The organism is Pseudoxanthomonas broegbernensis (assembly GCF_014202435.1).
GTDB lineage: Bacteria > Pseudomonadota > Gammaproteobacteria > Xanthomonadales > Xanthomonadaceae > Pseudoxanthomonas > Pseudoxanthomonas broegbernensis.
The window spans coordinates 610,551-627,048 of record NZ_JACHGU010000002.1 but is presented as its reverse complement, the minus strand read 5'-3'; the positions used below and the strand labels follow the sequence as shown (position 1 = coordinate 627,048).

General features: G+C 72.0%; 16 protein-coding genes and 1 tRNA gene. 9 read left to right on the top strand and 8 right to left on the bottom strand.

From position 1 onward, the window contains the following. Positions 1–170: 170 nt before the first annotated feature. The 9 genes from HNR76_RS06450 (at position 171) to HNR76_RS06410 (ending at position 8,076) form a co-directional block, all read left to right on the top strand. Positions 171–449, top strand: a complete 279-nt coding sequence (locus HNR76_RS06450; protein ID WP_162310044.1) for a DUF4190 domain-containing protein — start codon at positions 171–173, stop codon at positions 447–449. A 13-nt stretch (positions 450–462) separates the two neighbouring features. Beyond that, a complete protein-coding gene (locus tag HNR76_RS06445) occupies positions 463–1,518 on the top strand; it encodes a quinone-dependent dihydroorotate dehydrogenase (protein WP_162310043.1) in 1,056 nt (351 codons plus the stop codon). Continuing rightward, positions 1,515–2,582 (top strand): UDP-N-acetylmuramate dehydrogenase, encoded by a 1,068-nt coding sequence (gene murB, locus HNR76_RS06440; RefSeq protein WP_162310042.1) that lies wholly within the window; start codon positions 1,515–1,517, stop codon positions 2,580–2,582. Before HNR76_RS06445 ends, murB begins: the two co-directional genes overlap by 4 nt. Before the next feature lie 22 nt (positions 2,583–2,604). Further along, positions 2,605–3,516, top strand: a complete 912-nt coding sequence (locus HNR76_RS06435) for a DMT family transporter (RefSeq protein WP_162310041.1) — start codon at positions 2,605–2,607, stop codon at positions 3,514–3,516. A 108-nt stretch (positions 3,517–3,624) separates the two neighbouring features. Continuing rightward, a complete protein-coding gene (locus HNR76_RS06430) occupies positions 3,625–5,250 on the top strand; it encodes a cytochrome ubiquinol oxidase subunit I (protein ID WP_162310040.1) in 1,626 nt (541 codons plus the stop codon). Between the two features lie 17 nt (positions 5,251–5,267). Next, positions 5,268–6,422: a cytochrome d ubiquinol oxidase subunit II gene (cydB, locus tag HNR76_RS06425; RefSeq protein WP_162310039.1), complete on the top strand. Its 1,155-nt coding sequence runs from the start codon at positions 5,268–5,270 to the stop codon at positions 6,420–6,422. Positions 6,423–6,440: 18 nt separating this feature from the next. After that, complete coding sequence (gene cydX / locus HNR76_RS06420) at positions 6,441–6,569, top strand: cytochrome bd-I oxidase subunit CydX (RefSeq protein ID WP_162310038.1); 129 nt, start codon at positions 6,441–6,443, stop codon at positions 6,567–6,569. Between the two features lie 71 nt (positions 6,570–6,640). Further along, positions 6,641–6,717: transfer RNA gene (locus tag HNR76_RS06415), tRNA-Pro, on the top strand. Between the two features lie 102 nt (positions 6,718–6,819). Next, the gene (locus tag HNR76_RS06410; RefSeq protein ID WP_162310037.1) at positions 6,820–8,076 is read left to right on the top strand and encodes an MFS transporter; all 1,257 of its coding nucleotides are present in this window, start codon (positions 6,820–6,822) and stop codon (positions 8,074–8,076) included. Between the two features lie 133 nt (positions 8,077–8,209). On the opposite strand, the gene HNR76_RS06405 is transcribed toward HNR76_RS06410, so the two are convergent. The 8 genes from HNR76_RS06405 to HNR76_RS06370 all read right to left on the bottom strand — a co-directional run bounded on the left by HNR76_RS06405 (position 8,210) and on the right by HNR76_RS06370 (position 16,490). Next, the gene (locus HNR76_RS06405; protein ID WP_162310036.1) at positions 8,210–9,478 is read right to left on the bottom strand and encodes a glutamate-5-semialdehyde dehydrogenase; all 1,269 of its coding nucleotides are present in this window, start codon (positions 9,476–9,478) and stop codon (positions 8,210–8,212) included. Positions 9,479–9,633: 155 nt separating this feature from the next. Continuing rightward, positions 9,634–10,776: a glutamate 5-kinase gene (gene proB, locus HNR76_RS06400; protein WP_162310035.1), complete on the bottom strand. Its 1,143-nt coding sequence runs from the start codon at positions 10,774–10,776 to the stop codon at positions 9,634–9,636. Between the two features lie 13 nt (positions 10,777–10,789). Further along, positions 10,790–11,062, bottom strand: coding sequence for a YciI family protein (locus HNR76_RS06395; RefSeq protein WP_162310034.1), 273 nt, complete (start codon positions 11,060–11,062; stop codon positions 10,790–10,792). 75 nt (positions 11,063–11,137) lie between these two features. Beyond that, positions 11,138–12,433, bottom strand: a complete 1,296-nt coding sequence (argH, locus tag HNR76_RS06390; protein WP_162310033.1) for an argininosuccinate lyase — start codon at positions 12,431–12,433, stop codon at positions 11,138–11,140. Continuing rightward, entirely contained in the window at positions 12,426–13,400 is a 975-nt protein-coding gene (gene argC / locus HNR76_RS06385) for an N-acetyl-gamma-glutamyl-phosphate reductase (protein WP_162310032.1), read from the bottom strand. The genes argH and argC overlap by 8 nt, the downstream gene beginning before the upstream one ends. Then, entirely contained in the window at positions 13,397–14,008 is a 612-nt protein-coding gene (locus HNR76_RS06380; protein WP_162310031.1) for a GNAT family N-acetyltransferase, read from the bottom strand. Before HNR76_RS06380 ends, argC begins: the two co-directional genes overlap by 4 nt. A gap of 2 nt (positions 14,009–14,010) precedes the next feature. After that, positions 14,011–15,327, bottom strand: a complete 1,317-nt coding sequence (locus tag HNR76_RS06375; RefSeq protein ID WP_162310134.1) for an acetylglutamate kinase — start codon at positions 15,325–15,327, stop codon at positions 14,011–14,013. 62 nt (positions 15,328–15,389) lie between these two features. Then, positions 15,390–16,490 carry an acetylornithine deacetylase gene (locus HNR76_RS06370; RefSeq protein WP_162310030.1) on the bottom strand — a complete coding sequence of 367 codons (1,101 nt, stop codon included), beginning with the start codon at positions 16,488–16,490 and terminating at the stop codon, positions 15,390–15,392. Positions 16,491–16,498 lie beyond the last annotated feature (8 nt).

Sequence of the window (16,498 nt, the reverse complement as noted above, 5' to 3'; positions counted from 1 at the left end):
ATGGCCGGAGCGCCGCGGCCGCGATTTCCGTGCACCGGGGCACGCGGCCGCGGTCGCGTTCTGGAATAATCACGCCCCGCACGCAGCGCTGTTCCCCCGCAGCCGCCTGCGACCCGGTCCGCCCGCGGCCCGGCATCCGTGCGCCCCGTCCCCTGCCAGGAATCCCTGCGATGAATTCGACCCGCCAGACCAGCAGTCTCGCCATCACCAGCCTCGTCTCGGGCATCCTCGGCTGGACCCTGCTCCCGTTCCTGGGCACGCTGGTGGCCATCGTCACCGGCCACATGGCGCGCAAGGAGATCCGCAACAGCGGCGGGCGGCTGGACGGGGACGGCCTGGCGATCGGCGGCCTGATACTGGGCTGGCTGGCGACGGCGCTGTGGGTGGCGGGAGTGCTGGTGGTGTTCCTGTTCCTGGGCGGGATGGCCTGGCTGGCCACGCTGAACTGAGCCGCGCCGCCCGATGTATTCCCTCGCCCGTCCCTTCCTCTTCGGCCTGGATGCCGAACGCGCCCACCGGATCGGCCTGAAGGCCCTAGACCTGGCCCTGGCCAGCGGCACCGTCGGCCTGCTGGCACGCAAGCGGCCGCCGCTGCCGACCAAGCTGCTGGGCCTGGTCTTCCCCAACCCCGTCGGCCTGGCCGCCGGCCTGGACAAGAACGGCGCCCACATCGACGCGCTGCTGGCACTGGGCTTCGGCTTCGTCGAGGTGGGCACCGTCACCCCGCGCCCGCAGCCGGGCAACCCGCGGCCGCGCATGTTCCGCCTGGCGCGGGAGCAGGCGCTGATCAACCGCCTGGGCTTCAACAACGAGGGCGTGGACGCGCTGGTGCGCAACGTCGCGCGCGCGCGGCGCAAGGGCGGCCTGCTGGGCATCAACATCGGCAAGAACAAGGACACGCCCAACGAGGACGCGGCCAGCGACTACCTGCATTGCCTCGAGCGCGTCTACCCGCTGGCCGACTACGTCACCGTCAACATCTCCTCGCCCAACACCGCCGGCCTGCGCGAGCTGCAGGAGGAACAATCCCTGCGCCGCCTGGTCGGCACCCTGCGCGAGGCCCAGGAGCGCCTGGCCGCGCAGCACGGCAAGCGGGTGCCGATGCTGGTGAAGGTGGCCCCGGACCTGAGCGACAGCGACATCGACGCCGCCGCGCGGGTGCTGTCGGACCTGGAGGTGGACGGCGTGGTCGCCACCAATACCACCGTGGCCCGGATCGCGGTGCAGGGCCATCGCCATGCCGGCGAGGCCGGCGGCCTGTCCGGCGCCCCGCTGATGGGCCAGGCCACCCTGGTGCTGCGCCGGCTGCGCACTCGCCTGCCCGAGTCGATCCCGCTGGTCGGCGTGGGCGGCATCCTCTCCGGGGCCGACGCGGTGGCCAAGATGGCCGCCGGCGCCGGCCTGGTGCAGTGCTACACCGGCCTGGTGTACCGCGGCCCGGAACTGGTCGGCGAATGCATCGACGCGATGCGCCGGCGCAAGGAATCCCCCAGCCGAGGCACGGCCGACCCCACGTGACCGCCCTTTTCCACCTGCAGGCCGACGCCGATCTTTCCGCGCGCAACACCTTCCGCGTGGCCGCGCGGGCGCCCTGGCTGCTGCGGGTCAACGAACTGGCCTCGCTGCCGGAAGCGCTGGAGCTGGAGCAGATCCGCGGGTTGCCGCTGCTGATGCTCGGCGGCGGCAGCAACCTGCTGTTCGCCGGCGACGCGCCCGGGGCGGTGGTGGAGCTGCGCGCCGGCGGCGTCGGCATCGTCGAGGACCGCGGCCCGGTCGTGCGGGTCCGCGCCCAGGCCGGCGCCGACTGGCACGGCCTGGTGATGTGGAGCCTGGACCAGGGCCTGTGCGGGCTGGAGAACCTGGCCCTGATCCCGGGCAGCGTGGGCGCGGCCCCGATCCAGAACATCGGCGCCTACGGCGTGGAAGTGGGCGAGAGCATCCTGGCGGTCGAGGCCTGGGACCGGCAGGAGGCCCGGTGGGTGCGGCTGGGCCGCCAGGCCTGCGCCTTCGGCTACCGCGACAGCCTGTTCAAGCGCAATCCCGAGCGCTGGATCGTGGCGGCGGTGGAACTGGAACTGTCCCGCCAGGGCCGGGCGCACCCGGCCGGCCCGCGCCTGGGCTACGCCGGCATCGGCGAGGAACTGGCGGCGATGGGCCTGGACCCGGGCACGCACGCGCCGACCGCGCGCGACGTGGCCGAGGCGGTGATCCGCCTGCGCCGGCGCAAGCTGCCGGACCCCGGTGCCGCCGGCAACGCCGGCAGCTTCTTCAAGAACCCGGTGGTGCCGGCGGCCCAGGCGCAGGCGCTGCTGGCCGCGCATCCACGCATGCCCGCCTTCCCCGGCCAGGGCGCGGACACGCACAAGCTCTCGGCCGCCTGGCTGATCGATGCCTGCGGCCTGAAGGGCGAGCGCGAGGGCGATGCCGGCGTCTCCGAGGCGCACGCGCTGGTGCTGGTCAACCACGGCCGGGCCAGCGGCGCGCAACTGCTGGAGCTGGCGCGCAGGATCGCCGGCGCGGTGCAGGCGCGCTTCGGCGTGGCCCTGGAGCCGGAGCCGCGCATCGTCGGCGCGTGCTGGTGACCGCCATGCCCGCGCGTACGCGATGAACGAGCGCCTGCCCACGCCCTTGCGCGCGGCGTTGCTGATGCTGGGCAGCACCGCGCTGTTCGGGCTGATGGTGGTGGCCATCCGCCTGGCCTCGGCCAGCCTGCATACCTTCGAGATCGCCTTCTTCCGCAACTTCTTCGGCCTGCTCGCGGCGCTGCCGCTGCTGCTGCGCCACGGCCCCGCGTTCCTGCGCACCACCCAGTTCCCACGCTACCTGTTCCGCTGCCTGGTCGGGGTGTGCTCGATGCTGGCCGGCTTCTGGGCCATCGGCCACCTGCCGCTGGCGCAGGCGGTGTCGCTGTCCTATGCCACGCCGCTGTTCGTCACCATCGCCGCGGCCGCGATGCTGGGCGAGCAGGTCCGCGCGCGGCGCTGGGCGGCGGTGGTGCTGGGCTTCGTCGGCGTGCTGCTGATCGTGCGTCCGGGCTCGGCCGGCTTCAGCATGGGTACGCTGGTGGCGCTGATGGCGGCGCTGCTGTCGAGCATCGTGGCCATCCAGATCAAGCAGCTTTCCGCCACCGAGCCGGCCGACCGCATCGTCATCTACACCACCCTGCTGTGGGTGCCGATGTCGCTGGTGCCGGCGCTGGGCGTGTGGGAGTGGCCGGTCGGCATCGTCTGGGTGTGGGTGGTGGCCGCCGGCGTACTCGGCACCGGCGGGCACATGCTGTGGACGCGCGCGCTGAAGCTGGGCGAGGTTTCGGCGCTGACCCCGATCAGCTTCATGCAGTTGCCCATCGTGGTGCTGTTCGGCTGGCTGCTGTTCGGCGAATCGCTGGACCGCTGGACGGTGCTGGGCGCGCTGGTGATCCTGGTCGCCAACGCCTACATCGCCCATCGCGAGGCCACCCTGGTCCGCCGCGCCTCCTCCGAGGGCGCCGGGGCGGCGGCCAAGCCCGGCGAATAGCCGGCCCCGGCCGCGCCGGGCGAGGGGGTGGGACAATCCGTCCACCCGAAACACACATGCACCAGGAGTAGGCTGTACCCGTCCGCCGTCGCGTGGGGTGTGGCCGCCATGTTCGATCCGACCGTCGTGGAGCTGTCGCGCCTGCAGTTCGCGCTCACGGCGATGTACCACTTCCTGTTCGTGCCGTTGACGCTGGGGCTGTCGTTCCTGATCGCGATCATGGAGAGCGTGTACGTCATGACCGGGCGCGAGGTCTGGCGCAAGATGACCCTGTTCTGGGGCACGCTGTTCGGCATCAATTTCGCCATGGGCGTGGCCACCGGCATCGTGATGGAGTTCCAGTTCGGCATGAACTGGGCCTACTACAGCCACTACGTGGGCGACATCTTCGGCGCGCCGCTGGCGATCGAGGGCCTGATGGCCTTCTTCCTGGAAGCGACCTTCATCGGCCTGTTCTTCTTCGGCTGGAATCGGCTCAGCCGCGTCCAGCACCTGGTGGTGACCTGGCTGGTGGCGCTGGGCGCCAACTTCTCCGCACTGTGGATCCTGGTCGCCAACGGCTGGATGCAGAACCCGGTGGGCGCGGTCTTCAACCCCGACACCATGCGCATGGAGATCACCGACTTCGTGGCGGTGCTGTTCAACCCGGTGGCCCAGGCCAAGTTCGTGCACACGGTCAGCGCCGGCTACGTGACCGGGGCGATGTTCGTGATGTCGATCAGCGCCTGGTACCTGCTGCGCGGGCGCCACGCGGAACTGGCCCGGCGCTCGATGGCGGTGGCCGCCAGCTTCGGCCTGGCCGCCTCGCTGAGCGTGGTGGTGCTGGGCGACGAGAGCGGCTACGCGGCCACCGAGCACCAGAAGATGAAGCTGGCCGCGATCGAGGCGATGTGGCACACCGAACCGGCGCCGGCCGACTTCACCGCCTTCGGCCTGCCCGACCAGCGCAGCCAGCACAACCGCTTCGAGGTGAAGATCCCCTGGCTGATGGGCCTGATCGCCACCCGCTCGCTGAACGGGGAGATCCCCGGCATCCTGGAGCTGGTCGAGCGCGCCGAGCACCGCATCCGCGGCGGCCAACTGGCCTACGCGGCGCTGCAGCGGGTCAAGGCCGACCCGGGGGACGCGCAGGCGCGCGCGGTGTTCGAGCGGCACTGGGCGGACCTGGGCCACGGGCTGCTGCTCAAGCGCTACCGGGAGGACATCGGCAACGCCACCGAGGAGGAAATCGCGCAGGCGGCGCTGGATACGGTGCCGCGGGTGGCGCCGCTGTTCTGGACCTTCCGGGTGATGGCGGGGCTGGGCTTCTACTTCATCGCCTTCTTCGCCTTCGCCTTCTGGCTGGCCAGCACCCGCGGCTTCGAGGGCAGGCGCTGGTTCCTGAAGCTGGCGCTGTGGAGCCTGCCGCTGCCGTGGATCGCGATCGAGTGCGGCTGGTTCGTGGCCGAGTACGGCCGCCAGCCCTGGGCGGTGGAAGGCGTGCTGCCCACCTTCTACGCCGCCTCGCACCTGGCCCTGCGCGACATCCTCATCACCCTGACCGGCTTCGTGGCGCTGTACACGGTGCTGGCGGTGATCGACGTGCGGCTGATGCTGGCCACGGTGCGCAAGGGCCCCAAGGACATCCCGATGCTGCGCTTCGGCGGCTCGGGCGACGGCGGCGGCGGCCAGCCCGCGCACGAACGGCCGACCGCGCCGGTGATGCCGGTCGAATCCGGCGGCGACGCAGGCTGAACCGGGAGAACCGAGAAATGGCCGAATTCATTCCCCTGGACTACGCCACCTTGCGGGTGATCTGGTGGCTGTTGCTGGGCCTGCTGCTGGTCGGCTTCGCCGTGATGGACGGCTTCGACCTGGGCGTCGGCGCGCTGCTGCCCTTCGTGGCGCGGACCGATCCCGAGCGCCGGCTGGTGGTCAACACCGTCGGGCCGGTGTGGGAGGGCAACCAGGTCTGGCTGGTGGTCGGCGGCGGCACCGCGTTCGCCGCGTTCCCGGCGCTGTACGCGGTCAGCTTCTCCGGCTTCTACCTGGCCATGTTCCTGATCCTGTTCGCGCTGATCCTGCGTCCGGTGGGCTTCAAGTTCCGCGGCAAGGTCGCCGACCCGCGCTGGCGCGCCACCTGGGACTGGGCGTTGTTCGTGGGCGGCGCGGTGCCGGCGCTGGTGTTCGGGGTGGCGGTGGGCAACGTGCAGCTCGGCGTGCCGTTCCATTTCGAGCCGGCCACGCTGCGGCCGGTGTATACCGGCGGCTTCTTCGCCCTGCTCAATCCCTACGCGCTGGTCTGCGGCCTGGTCAGCCTGTCGCTGCTGGTGGCCCATGGCGCCGCCGCGCTGCTGGTCAAGACCGACGGGCCGGTGGCGGTGCGCGCGGCGCGCTATGGCGGCGCGGCGGCGCTGGTCTGCGCGGTGCTGTTCGTGGCCGCCGGGGCATGGATCTCGACGGCGCTGCCGGGCTACCGGATCGATTCGGCCATCGACGGCGGCGGGCTGTCCAACCCGCTGCTGAAGTCGGTGACGGCCGCCCCCGGGCTGTGGCTGGAGAACTACCGGGCGGTGCCCGCGCTGTGGCTGGCGCCGGTCGGCGCGGTGGCCGGGATGGTGCTGGGCGCGTACTTCCTGTACCTGGGCCGCGGCGGGCCCGCGCTGGTGTGCACCAGCATGGCAGTGCCGGCCACGGTGCTGACCTTCGGCTTCGCCGTGTTCCCGTTCCTGCTGCCCTCCTCCAGCCTGCCCGACGCCGGCCTGACCCTGTGGGACGCCTCCAGCAGCCGCCTGACCCTGTGGGTGATGCTGCTGGTCACCGCGCTGCTGCTGCCGATCGTGATGCTCTACACGGCCTGGGTGTACCGGGTGCTGCGCGGCAAGGTCAGCGCCGACTCGCTGGAAGAAAACCCCAACGCCTACTGACCGCAAGGAGGTCCCGCCATGTGGTATTTCTCCTGGATCCTGGGCGTGGGCCTGGCGGCCAGCTTCGCCATCCTCAACGGCATGTGGTTCGAGATGCGCGAAGACGCGCAGGCCCGCGGCGGGGCCGGCCCGGACGGCGCCGACTGAGCGTCTGCGAAAAAAACCGGCCGTCGTTGTTGCCCACGTCCAAGTCCATCCAGTATCATGGGCGGCCTTGTCGGGGTGTAGCTCAGTCTGGTAGAGCGCTACGTTCGGGACGTAGAGGTCGCAGGTTCGAATCCTGTCTCCCCGACCAACGGTTATCGATGCGGTACGCAGACCGGCCTCGTGCCGGTCTTTGCATTTTTTGGAAACGGCGCCGCCGCCCCCTGCTCGCGGGCCGCTCCCGGCAAGGCCGATGAACGCGCAGACCTCCCCCGCTTCCCCCTCCGCACGGATCCCCGGCCGGCTGCTGGTGCTGTGCGGCATCCTGCTGTCCGCATTCAACCTGCGCACCGCGGTGACCTCGCTGACGCCGCTGCTGGACGTGCTCGGGCAGCAGTTCGGCTTCGGCACCACCGTGGCCGGCGTGCTGGGCATGATCCCCACCGCCGCCTTCGCCGCCGCCGGCATCGGCACGCCGCGGCTGGCCCATCGCCTGGGCCTGGAGCGCACCGCGCTGCTGTCGATGGCCCTGGCCGCGGCCGGGCTGCTGTGGCGCTCGCTGGCCGGCGGCACCGGCGGCCTGCTGGCCGGCTCGGCGCTGGCGCTGGCCGGGATGGGCATCGGCAACGTGATCCTGCCGCCGCTGGTCAAGCGCTACTTCCCCGACCGGGTCGGCCCGGTCAGCACCCTGTACATCACCATGCTGCAGTTGGGCACCATGCTGCCGGCGCTGCTGGCGGTGCCGCTGGCCGAGGCGGCCGGCTGGCGCATCTCCATGGGCGTGTGGACGTTGCTGGCGGTGGCGGCGATGCTGCCGTGGCTGGGCGTGCTGCGGATCGAGCGCCGCGCCGACAGCGCCCTGGCGCGGCTGCACGAGCGCGCGGTCGCCTGTGGCGACGAGGCGCCGGAGCTGGCCGCGCCGCCGGCGCGCGGCCGGGTCTGGGCCACCGCCCTGGGCTGGGGCGCGGCGCTGATGTTCGGGATGACCTCGCTGGTCACCTACGCCATGTTCACCTGGCTGCCCAAGCTGCTGGTGGAGGCCGGCGCCAGCCGCGCCTTCGGCGGCGCCATGGTCGCGCTGTTCGCGGCCCTGGGCCTGGTCAGCGCGCTGGCGATGCCGTCGGTGGCGGTGCGGATGCGCAACCCCTACCCGATCGTGATCGCCTGCGCCGCGTGCCACCTGTCCGCGTTCGCCGGGCTGCTGTGGGCGCCAATGGCCGCCCCGCTGCTGTGGGTCTCGCTGCTGGGGCTGGGCCCGAGCACCTTCCCGATCTCGCTGACCCTGATCAACCTGCGCACGCGCGGCCCCAGCGGCTCGGCGGCGCTGTCCGGCTTCATGCAGGGCATGGGCTACAGCCTGAGCTGCGCGGGGCCGCTGCTGTTCGGCTGGCTGCAGGCGCGCAGCCACGGCTGGACGCTGCCGTTCGCCTTCCTGGCGCTGTGCGTGGGGGTGATGCTGGCCGGGGCGTGGTTCGCCTGCCGGCCGGGTTTCCTGGAGGACCGCTGGTAGCCCGCTCCGCGTTGCAGGAACGCCCCTGGGCGCGACGGCGCGCCGCTGGACGATCTCCTTGCCGCATCCTGCCGGGGCAATCGAGCCTAGGCCGCTCGCCGCCGGCCACAAGCGCAGGCGACTACGGCCGCGCCTACAGCAGGTCCGGATGCCGCACCTGGCCCTCGCCATGGACCACGAAGCGCTCCACCGTCAGCGCCTCCAGGCCCATCGGCCCGTAGGAATGCAGGCGCGTGGTGGAGATGCCGATCTCCGCGCCCAGGCCCAGCTCGCCGCCGTCGGAGAAGCGCGAGGAGGCGTTGACCATCACCACCGCCGAGCGCAGCGCCTGGACGAAGCGCGCGGCGTGCGCGGCGTCCTCGGTGACGATCACCTCGGTGTGGTCGGAGGCGTAGCGCTGGACGTGGGCGATGGCCTGCTCCAGGCCGTCGACCACGCGTACGGCCAGGATCAGGTCGAGGTACTCGGCCGCGTAGTCGTCCTCGCTGGCTTCCGCCATGTCCGGCACCAGCGCCCGGCTGCGCGCGTCGCCGCGCAGCTCCACCCCGCGCGCGCGCAGAGCCTGGGCGGCGCGCGGCAGGAATCCGGCGGCCACGTCGGCGTGCACCAGCAAGGTCTCCAGCGAGTTGCAGGCTGCCGGGCGCGAGACCTTGCCGTCGACCAGCAGGTCCAGCGCCAGGTCCAGGCTGGCCGGGGAATCCACGTACTGGTGGCACACGCCCTTGTAGTGCTTGATCACCGGCACCCGGGCGTGTTCGGCGACGAAGCGGATCAGGCCCTCGCCGCCGCGCGGGATCACCAGGTCGATGATGTCGTTGAGCTGGATCAGTTCCAGGATGGTCTCCCGGCGCAGGTCCTCGACCAGGGTGACCACCGCCTCCGGCAAGCCGGCCTCGCGCAGCGCCCGCTTGAGCGAGGCGGCGATGGCGGTATTGGAGTGGATCGCCTCCGAGCCGCCGCGCAGGATCACCGCGTTGCCGGCCTTGAGGCACAGCGCCGCGGCGTCGGCGGTGACGTTGGGGCGGGCCTCATAGATCATCGCGATCACGCCCAGCGGCACGCGCACGCGCTCGACGTGGATGCCGTTGGGACGGTCGTAGGCGCGGGTGACCTGACCCACTGGGTCGGGCAGGTCCGCCACCTCGCGCAGCGCATCGGCCACGCCGCGCAGGCGCTTGTCGTCCAGGCGCAGGCGGTCCTGCATGGCGCTGCCCACACCCTTGGCGGCCGCGGCCTCGATGTCGCGCGCATTGGCGGCCAGGATGGCGGCGGCATCGTCCTCCAGCGCCTGCGCCATCGCGCGCAGCAGCGCGTCCTTGGCGGAGGTGGGCAGTTGCGCGATGGCCCGGGCGGCCTCGCGCGCCTGCAGGGCCTGGGCCTGGATGTCGCTGCTTGCGGACATGTTCCGTTTCCTCGTGGTCCGGCTCGGCCGGGAAGTGGATGGAAGTGTGGGCGTGGATGCTTCCGCCGATGTCGACCCGGCTGCGGCCGCCCATCCGTGGAACCGCGGTTTCCTCGCCACGGCGGCGCCACCGGCGAGGCGCGTGGCGGCGGCTCCTACAGCAGCACCAGGTCGTCGCGGTGGATCACGTTGCCGCCATAGTTGTAGCCCAGGATGGACTCGATGTCCCGCGAGTGCCGCCGGGCGATGCGGCGCACGTCCACCGCCGAGTACTGGCTGATGCCGCGGGCGATGCGGCGCTCGCCGTCGCCGTCGCGCTGCACCACCTCGACCATGTCGCCGCGGCGGAAGTCGCCCTCCGCGCCGAGCACCCCGCCCGGCAGCAGCGAGGCGCCCTTGCCGGTCAGCGCGCCGGCCGCGCCGGCGTCGACCACGATCGCGCCCGGCTCCAGCGGCGCATGCCGCAGCCAGTACTTGCGCGCGGCGATGCGGCTGTGCGCGGCGCGGATGCGGGTGCCCTCCAGGCGGCCCTGCAGCAGTTGCCGCAGCACTTCGGCGCGACGGCCGTTGAACAGCACGGTGTCGATGCCGGCCGCACCGGCCTTGGCTGCCGCCTCCAGCTTGGTGCGCATGCCGCCGGTGCCCGCGGCGCTGCCGCTGCCGCCGGCCATGGCGAGCACCGCCGGCGTCAGCTCCGCCACCTCCGGCATCAGTCTCGCCCCGGGGTGGGCGCGCGGGTCGGCGTCGTACAGGCCGTCGATGTCGGTGGCGATGAACAGCACGTCGGCATCGATCAGCGCAGCGACGATGGCGGCCAGGTTGTCGTTGTCGCCCAGCTTGAGTTCATCCACCGAGACGGTGTCGTTCTCGTTGACCACCGGCAGCGCGCCCAGCGCCAGCAGTTCGTTGAGCGTGGCCCGCGCATTGAGGTAGCGGCGGCGGTTGCGCAGGTCGTCGTGGGTCAGCAGCACCTGCGCCACCGGGCGCTCGAAGAAGCGCTGCCACAGCCCGATCAGTTGCGCCTGGCCGAGCGCGGCCAGGGCCTGGCGCGCGGCCATCGCCGCGCCGGCTTCCGCGGCCTTGGGCACGATCGCACGGCCGGCGGCGACCGCGCCGGAGGAGACGATCACCACCTCGCGCCCGGCCGCCAGGTTCGAGGACACGAACTGGGCCAGGCCCAGGGCAAAGCGCGGCGACAGGCCGCCGCCATCGGCCGCCAGCAGGCTGCTGCCGACCTTGAGCACCGCCCGCCGCCAGGCCGGCAGTGCCACCGTTTCCCGCTCCCCTGCCGCGTTCATGCCTGTCGGGTGCTCATCGCCCGCTCCCTTCGTGGACGTTCCATTCGTGGACCGTGAGGTTCGAGCTGGCGGTGAGCGCCAGCGGGTCGGTGGCCGCCAGCGCCCGCGCTTCGGCCAGGCTGGCGAGGTTCCGCAGCACGTAGGCGCCGCCGCTGCGGTCGCTGAAGCCGCCGGTCAGGAGCAACAGGCCGCGGGCGCGCAGGTCGTCGAGCCAGGCCAGGTGCGGGGCGATGGCGGCTTCGTCGAAGTCGGGCCTGCGCATGGCGAGGACGAGGTAGTGGGTCATGGGCCTTGCCTGATGATGTTTGCCTCGCCGTTCCCGCCTCGGCGGAAACGACGTCCTGTCGATTCGTTGCGGGCCTCAGGCCAGCGCGTCCCAGCGCGCCTGCAGTGCCTCCAGGCGCAGGTCCGCCGCCGCGCCGGGCGAGGTGCGCGCGGCCAGGCTGCCTTCCGGCGTCCTGCCCTGCCCGGCCGAATCGGCGCTGGCCGCAGCGGCCTTGTAGGCCTCGCGGAACGGCACGCCGGCCACCGCGGCCTCCACCGCCGCGTCGGTGGCGTACATGCCCGAGTCGATCGCCGCGCGCAGCTTTTCCTCGCGCCATTCCAGGTTGGCCAGCAGTGCCGGCAGCAGTTCCAGCGCCGCCAGGCCGCGGCCGAAGCCGTGGAAGATGGCGCCCTTGGACGCCTGCAGGTCGCGGTGGTAGCCGGACGGCAGCGACAGCAGTTGCTCGATCTCGGTGCGCGCGGCGGCCACGCTGGCGTGGGTGGCGCGCATCAGCTCGATCACGTCCGGGTTGCGCTTGTTGGGCATGATCGAGCTGCCGGTGGTGTACTGCGCCGGCAGGGCGACGAAGCCGAACTCGGCGCTGGTGAACAGCGACAGGTCCCAGGCGATGCGGCGCAGGTCCAGGGTGGCGCTGCCCAGCGCCTCCAGGGCGGCCATCTCGAACTTGCCGCGCGACAGTTGCGCGTAGATCGGGCTGACCTGCATCCGGGCGAAGTCCAGCGCGGCGGTGGTGTGCTCGCGGTCCAGCCTGAGGTTGACGCCGTAGCCGGCGGCGGTGCCCAGCGGGTTGGCGTCGACCAGCTTCAGGGTGTCGGCCGCGCGCACCGCATCGTCGATGAAGGCCTCGGCCCAGCCGGCCCACCACATGCCGGCCGAGGACACCACGGCGCGCTGGATGTGGGTATAGCCGGGCAGCGGCAGCGAGGCCTCGGCCCGGGCGCGGTCCAGCGCCACCCTGGCGACCTGGCGCGACAGCGCGGCCACGCGCGCGAGCTTCTCCTTCAGCCACAACCGCGTGGCGACCAGGATCTGGTCGTTGCGGCTGCGGCCGGTATGGATCTTGCGGCCGGCATCGCCCAGGCGCTGGGTCAGCCGCGCCTCGATGGCCGAGTGGCCGTCCTCGTAGCCCTCGTCCAGGACGAAGGCGCCGGAACGGAAATCGTCGGCCAGGATGTCCAGCTCGCGCAGCAGGCCGGCCAGCTCGCCTTCGCTCAGGATGCCGATGCGCTGCAACCCTTCCGCGTGCGCCTTGCTGGCGGCGATGTCGTAGAGGAAGAACTCGCGGTCCAGGATCACGTCGTCGCCGGCCAGGAAGCGCTGGATCTGTGCGTCCACCGCCACGCCGGGCTTCTGCCAGAGCAGGTCAGCCATCGGAGTTCTCCTTGTCCGCCGGGATCGAGGTCAGCTCGGCAAAGCCCAGCGCGATGTTGACGTTCTGCATGGCCTGGGTGGCCGCGCCCTTGAGCAGGTTGTCCTCGGTGGCCACCACCACCAGGCGCTTGCCGCCCGGGGCCAGGGCGAAGCCGCCGACCTCGACATGGTGGCGGCCGGCGATGCGGCTGACCCACGGCGCCTGCTCCACCACCCGCACCAGCGGCTCGCCGGCGTAGCGCTGCACGTAGCGCGCGCGCACCCAGTCCGGGGCGACCGCCTCGGTCAGCCACAGGTTGACGGTGACGGTGATGCCGCGGAAGTGCGGCGCCACGTGCGGCATGAACTCCACCGGCACCCCCAGGCGCGCGGAGACCTCGCGCTCGTGCAGGTGGTCGACCAGCGAGTACGGCATCAGGTTGTCGCGCAGCAGCTCGGTGTTGTTCTTGTCCGAAGGCGTGGTGCCGGCGCCGGAATAGCCGGACACGCCGAAGCACTGCGGCGGCCCGGCCAGCACTTCCAGCATCGGCCAGATCGCCAGTTGCATGGCGGTGGCGTAGCAACCGGGGTTGGCGATGCGCCGCTGGCCGGCGTAGTCGCCGCGGGTGATCTCCGGCAGGCCGTAGTACCAGCCCGGGTCGAAGCGGTAGTCGGCCGACAGGTCCACGATGAGCGTGTCGGGCCGGGCCTCGTCCAGCGCCTGGACGAACGGCGCGGATTTGCCGTTGGGCAGGGCCAGGATCACCACGTCGGCGCCCTTGCCCGCCACGGCGGCGGCGTCCAGGCTCTCGTAGCGCAGCTCGCCGGCATAGGCGTCGCCGTGGTCGGCCACGCGCTGGCCGTCAAGCTCGCGCGAGGAGACGAAGGCCAGCTCCAGACCCGGATGCGCGGCGACCAGCCGGATCAGTTCGGTGCCGGTGTGCCCGCGCGCACCGACGATGCCGAGGGTGAACTTCTGCTTGCTCATGTATTGGCTTCCAGTCGGGACCGCAGGCGATCGCGCACCTGCGGCCACTCCGCGTCGATGATGGAGAACGCGACGGTGTCGCGCAGCGTGCCGTCGGCGTGGCGCTTGTGGTGGCGCAGCACGCCTTCCTGGCGGGCGCCGAGCCGGACGATGGCCCGCCGCGAGGCCTGGTTGAGCAGGCTGGTCTCGAAGAACACGCTGGCGCAGCCCATCGCCTCGAACGCATGCTGCAGCAGCATCAGCTTGCACTCGGTGTTGACGCCGGTGCGCTGCACGCGCGGCGCGTACCAGGTATAGCCGATGCCCAGCCGGGGCACCTCCGGCTCGAGCCGGTAGAAGCGGGTACTGCCCACCACCGTCCCCGCGGCATCCAGCACCGCGAACGGCAGCGCCTCGCCGCAGGCCCGCGCCTGCAGCGCCGCCTCGACGTAGCCGGCGGCCCGCTCCGGCGCCGGCACGTTGGCGTAGGCCAGCCGTTCCAGGCCGCCGCCTTCCAGCGCGGCGCGCAGGCCCTCGGCATGCCCGGCCCGCAGCGGCTCCAGCACCGCGTGCCGGCCCGCCAGGACCGGCACGTCGCGCCATGCGGACTGCGGATTCGACGCGGCCATGGTCATCCCAGCAGCGTCGGCTGGCGGGTGGCGCAGTGGGCCACGCAGCGCCCGATGCGGTCGAAGCCCTCGATCCCGTACCAGAACACCTTCCACTTCTCCTGCTTGATGCAGCCGTCGGACTCGGAGTAGTAGAAGATGTTGACCTGGTTGTTGTGGCGCGAGCGCCAGAACAGCTCCGGGGTCTCCTCGCGCATCACGTTCCATACCGCGCGGCCCAGGCCCTCGCCCTGGGCCTCGTCCAGCACCGCGAACTTGTCCAGGTACACGCCCTCGGGCGTGTCGACCAGGATCACCGCGGCGCGGTAGTTCTCGCTCACGTAGGCGCGCAGCAGCGTGGTGCGCTGGTAGTAGTCCGGGACCAGCGCGCGGCCGAAGCTGGATTCGATCAGCGAGGTGAGCCGGGCCAGGTCGAGTTCGTCCCAGGACGTGGCGCGCAGGACCTTCTCGCCGCGCCGGACCAGGGTGCCCGAACCCCGGTGGGTGAACAGCTCCTTGGCCAGGTCCGCCGGCCGGGTGATCGACACCGACGAGGTCAGCGGCAGCCGGTCCAGCAATGCCTTGATCTGCTCGATCTTCACCCGCATGCCGCCGTTGATCCACGGCTGCGCCATCAGGTGCCCGTACTCGGTGGACAGGTTGATCGAGTCGATCACCTTGCCCTGCTCGTCCAGCAGGCCGCCGGTGCCGGTGAGGAAGATGATCTTGTAGGGCTGCAGCACCTGGACCAGCTCGTTGGCCGAGAAGTCGGCGTTGACGTTGAGGATCTGCCCGCCGGCGGTCTCGCCCAGGCTGGCGATCACCGGGATCGAGCCGGCCTGCAGGCTGGCCTCGATCGGCGCCAGGTTGACCGCCTTGACCTCGCCGACCAGGCCGTAGGTGTCGCGGTCCATGTAGTCGGCCTCGAACACGCCGCCGGTGATGGACGTGGCGCGCGCGCCGGCGCGCTGCAGCGCCTCCACCAGCCGCAGGTTGGAGGCCTGGAACACGCGGCGCACGATCGCCAGCGCCTGCGGCGTGGTCACCCGCAGGCCGTCGACGGTCTGCTTCCGGATGCCGGCCGCCGACAGCTCCTCGTCCAGTTGCGGGCCGGCGCCGTGCACCACGATGGGCGTCAGGCCGACCTCCTGCAAAAACGAAAGCGAGGACGTCAGCGCCTCCAGGTCGTCGCGCAGCACCGCGCCGCCGACCTTGACCACGGCGAAGCGCTTGGCGTCCAACTGCGAGAAGCGCTTGAGATACTGGCTGATCTCCTTGGCGCTGGCCATGCTCGAGAGCAGGCGGACGATGGTCTGGCGGGTCTGCTGGTGGGCGTGCATGGGATCGGCGCGGCGGTAGGGAGGAGGTGGCTTGGCGGGAGGCGGGGCGGGGATCGGCAGGTTCATCGCGGTCCGTTGATGATGCGGTCCACCGATGCGGCGTACCGTTCCAGTTGTTCGAGGGTCACGAACTCGTCGGCGGTGTGCGCCTGGGCGATGTCGCCCGGGCCGTAGACCAGCGCGGTATAGCCGCCGGCGGAGAACAGCGAGGCCTCGGTCCAGAAGTCGACCGCGTTGCCGATCGGCAGCTCCAGCGCATCGGCCACGTCGCGCGCGGCCAGGCGGCGCTCCTCGGCGCGCGCGACGTCGCCCGACGGCAGGCTCGGCCCGCGGAAGGTCTCCTCGAAGTGCGCCGCGGCCGGCGCGGCGAAGCCGGCGAAGTCCGCCAGCAACCGGTCGATGTCCATCGACGGCAGCGGGCGGAAGTTGAAGCGCAGCTCGGCCGCCGGCGCGATCACGTTGGCCTTGATCCCGCCCTCGATGCGGCCGACGTTGAAACGCAGCCCGGTCAGCCCGCCGAAGCGCGCATGCGCCAGCGAGCGCACGTGCTCCAATGCCCGGCCACCCCACTGGATCGCCTGGTGCAGCGCGCTGGCCGAAGGATCCAGCGCCGCCGAGGCATGCCCGGCGCGGCCGGCGAACCTCATCAGCACCGAGGAGATGCCGCGGTGGGCCAGCACCGCCTCGCCCAGGGTCGGCTCGGCCACCAGCACCGCCTCGTAGGGGATGCCGCGGGCCAGGAAGGCGGCGATGCAGCGCGGGTCGTTGGCCTCCTCGTCGGAGGTGAACAGGAACGCGGCATCGCCGTCGCCGGCAGCGGCCGCGGCCAGCAGCGCGGCGGCCGCGCCCTTGATGTCGCACACGCCCAGCCCGACCACGCGGTCGTCCAGGCGCCGCATCGCGTGCGGGTCGGCGCTCCAGGCCGGCGAGTCCGGCACCGTGTCCAGGTGCACGTTGAACAGATGCTTCGGGGTGCCGCGCACCGCATACAGGCTGACCGCGCCGGCGCCGTGGTCGGTCACCTCGACCCGGAAGCCCGGCAGGTGCGCGCGCAGGTAGCCGAAAAGGCCGCCCTCGGCGGCGATGGCACGCGGCGGGTTGCGGGTGTCGAAGGACACCAGCTTGTCCAGGTGCGCGAGGGTGGGTTCGAGCAGGTCGGTCATCGGTCGGG

Excerpts from the sequence above, each read along its gene's own strand:
- HNR76_RS06450 (WP_162310044.1), top strand. The coding sequence starts at position 171 with ATGAATTCGACCCGCCAGACCAGCAGTCTCGCCATCACCAGCCTCGTC.
- HNR76_RS06445 (WP_162310043.1), top strand. The coding sequence starts at position 463 with ATGTATTCCCTCGCCCGTCCCTTCCTCTTCGGCCTGGATGCCGAACGC.
- HNR76_RS06435 (WP_162310041.1), top strand. The coding sequence starts at position 2,605 with ATGAACGAGCGCCTGCCCACGCCCTTGCGCGCGGCGTTGCTGATGCTG.
- HNR76_RS06430 (WP_162310040.1), top strand. The coding sequence starts at position 3,625 with ATGTTCGATCCGACCGTCGTGGAGCTGTCGCGCCTGCAGTTCGCGCTC.
- cydB (WP_162310039.1), top strand. The coding sequence starts at position 5,268 with ATGGCCGAATTCATTCCCCTGGACTACGCCACCTTGCGGGTGATCTGG.
- cydX (WP_162310038.1), top strand. The coding sequence starts at position 6,441 with ATGTGGTATTTCTCCTGGATCCTGGGCGTGGGCCTGGCGGCCAGCTTC.
- HNR76_RS06410 (WP_162310037.1), top strand. The coding sequence starts at position 6,820 with ATGAACGCGCAGACCTCCCCCGCTTCCCCCTCCGCACGGATCCCCGGC.
- HNR76_RS06405 (WP_162310036.1), bottom strand. The coding sequence starts at position 9,478 with ATGTCCGCAAGCAGCGACATCCAGGCCCAGGCCCTGCAGGCGCGCGAG.
- proB (WP_162310035.1), bottom strand. The coding sequence starts at position 10,776 with ATGAACGCGGCAGGGGAGCGGGAAACGGTGGCACTGCCGGCCTGGCGG.
- HNR76_RS06395 (WP_162310034.1), bottom strand. The coding sequence starts at position 11,062 with ATGACCCACTACCTCGTCCTCGCCATGCGCAGGCCCGACTTCGACGAA.
- argH (WP_162310033.1), bottom strand. The coding sequence starts at position 12,433 with ATGGCTGACCTGCTCTGGCAGAAGCCCGGCGTGGCGGTGGACGCACAG.
- argC (WP_162310032.1), bottom strand. The coding sequence starts at position 13,400 with ATGAGCAAGCAGAAGTTCACCCTCGGCATCGTCGGTGCGCGCGGGCAC.
- HNR76_RS06380 (WP_162310031.1), bottom strand. The coding sequence starts at position 14,008 with ATGGCCGCGTCGAATCCGCAGTCCGCATGGCGCGACGTGCCGGTCCTG.
- HNR76_RS06375 (WP_162310134.1), bottom strand. The coding sequence starts at position 15,327 with ATGCACGCCCACCAGCAGACCCGCCAGACCATCGTCCGCCTGCTCTCG.
- HNR76_RS06370 (WP_162310030.1), bottom strand. The coding sequence starts at position 16,490 with ATGACCGACCTGCTCGAACCCACCCTCGCGCACCTGGACAAGCTGGTG.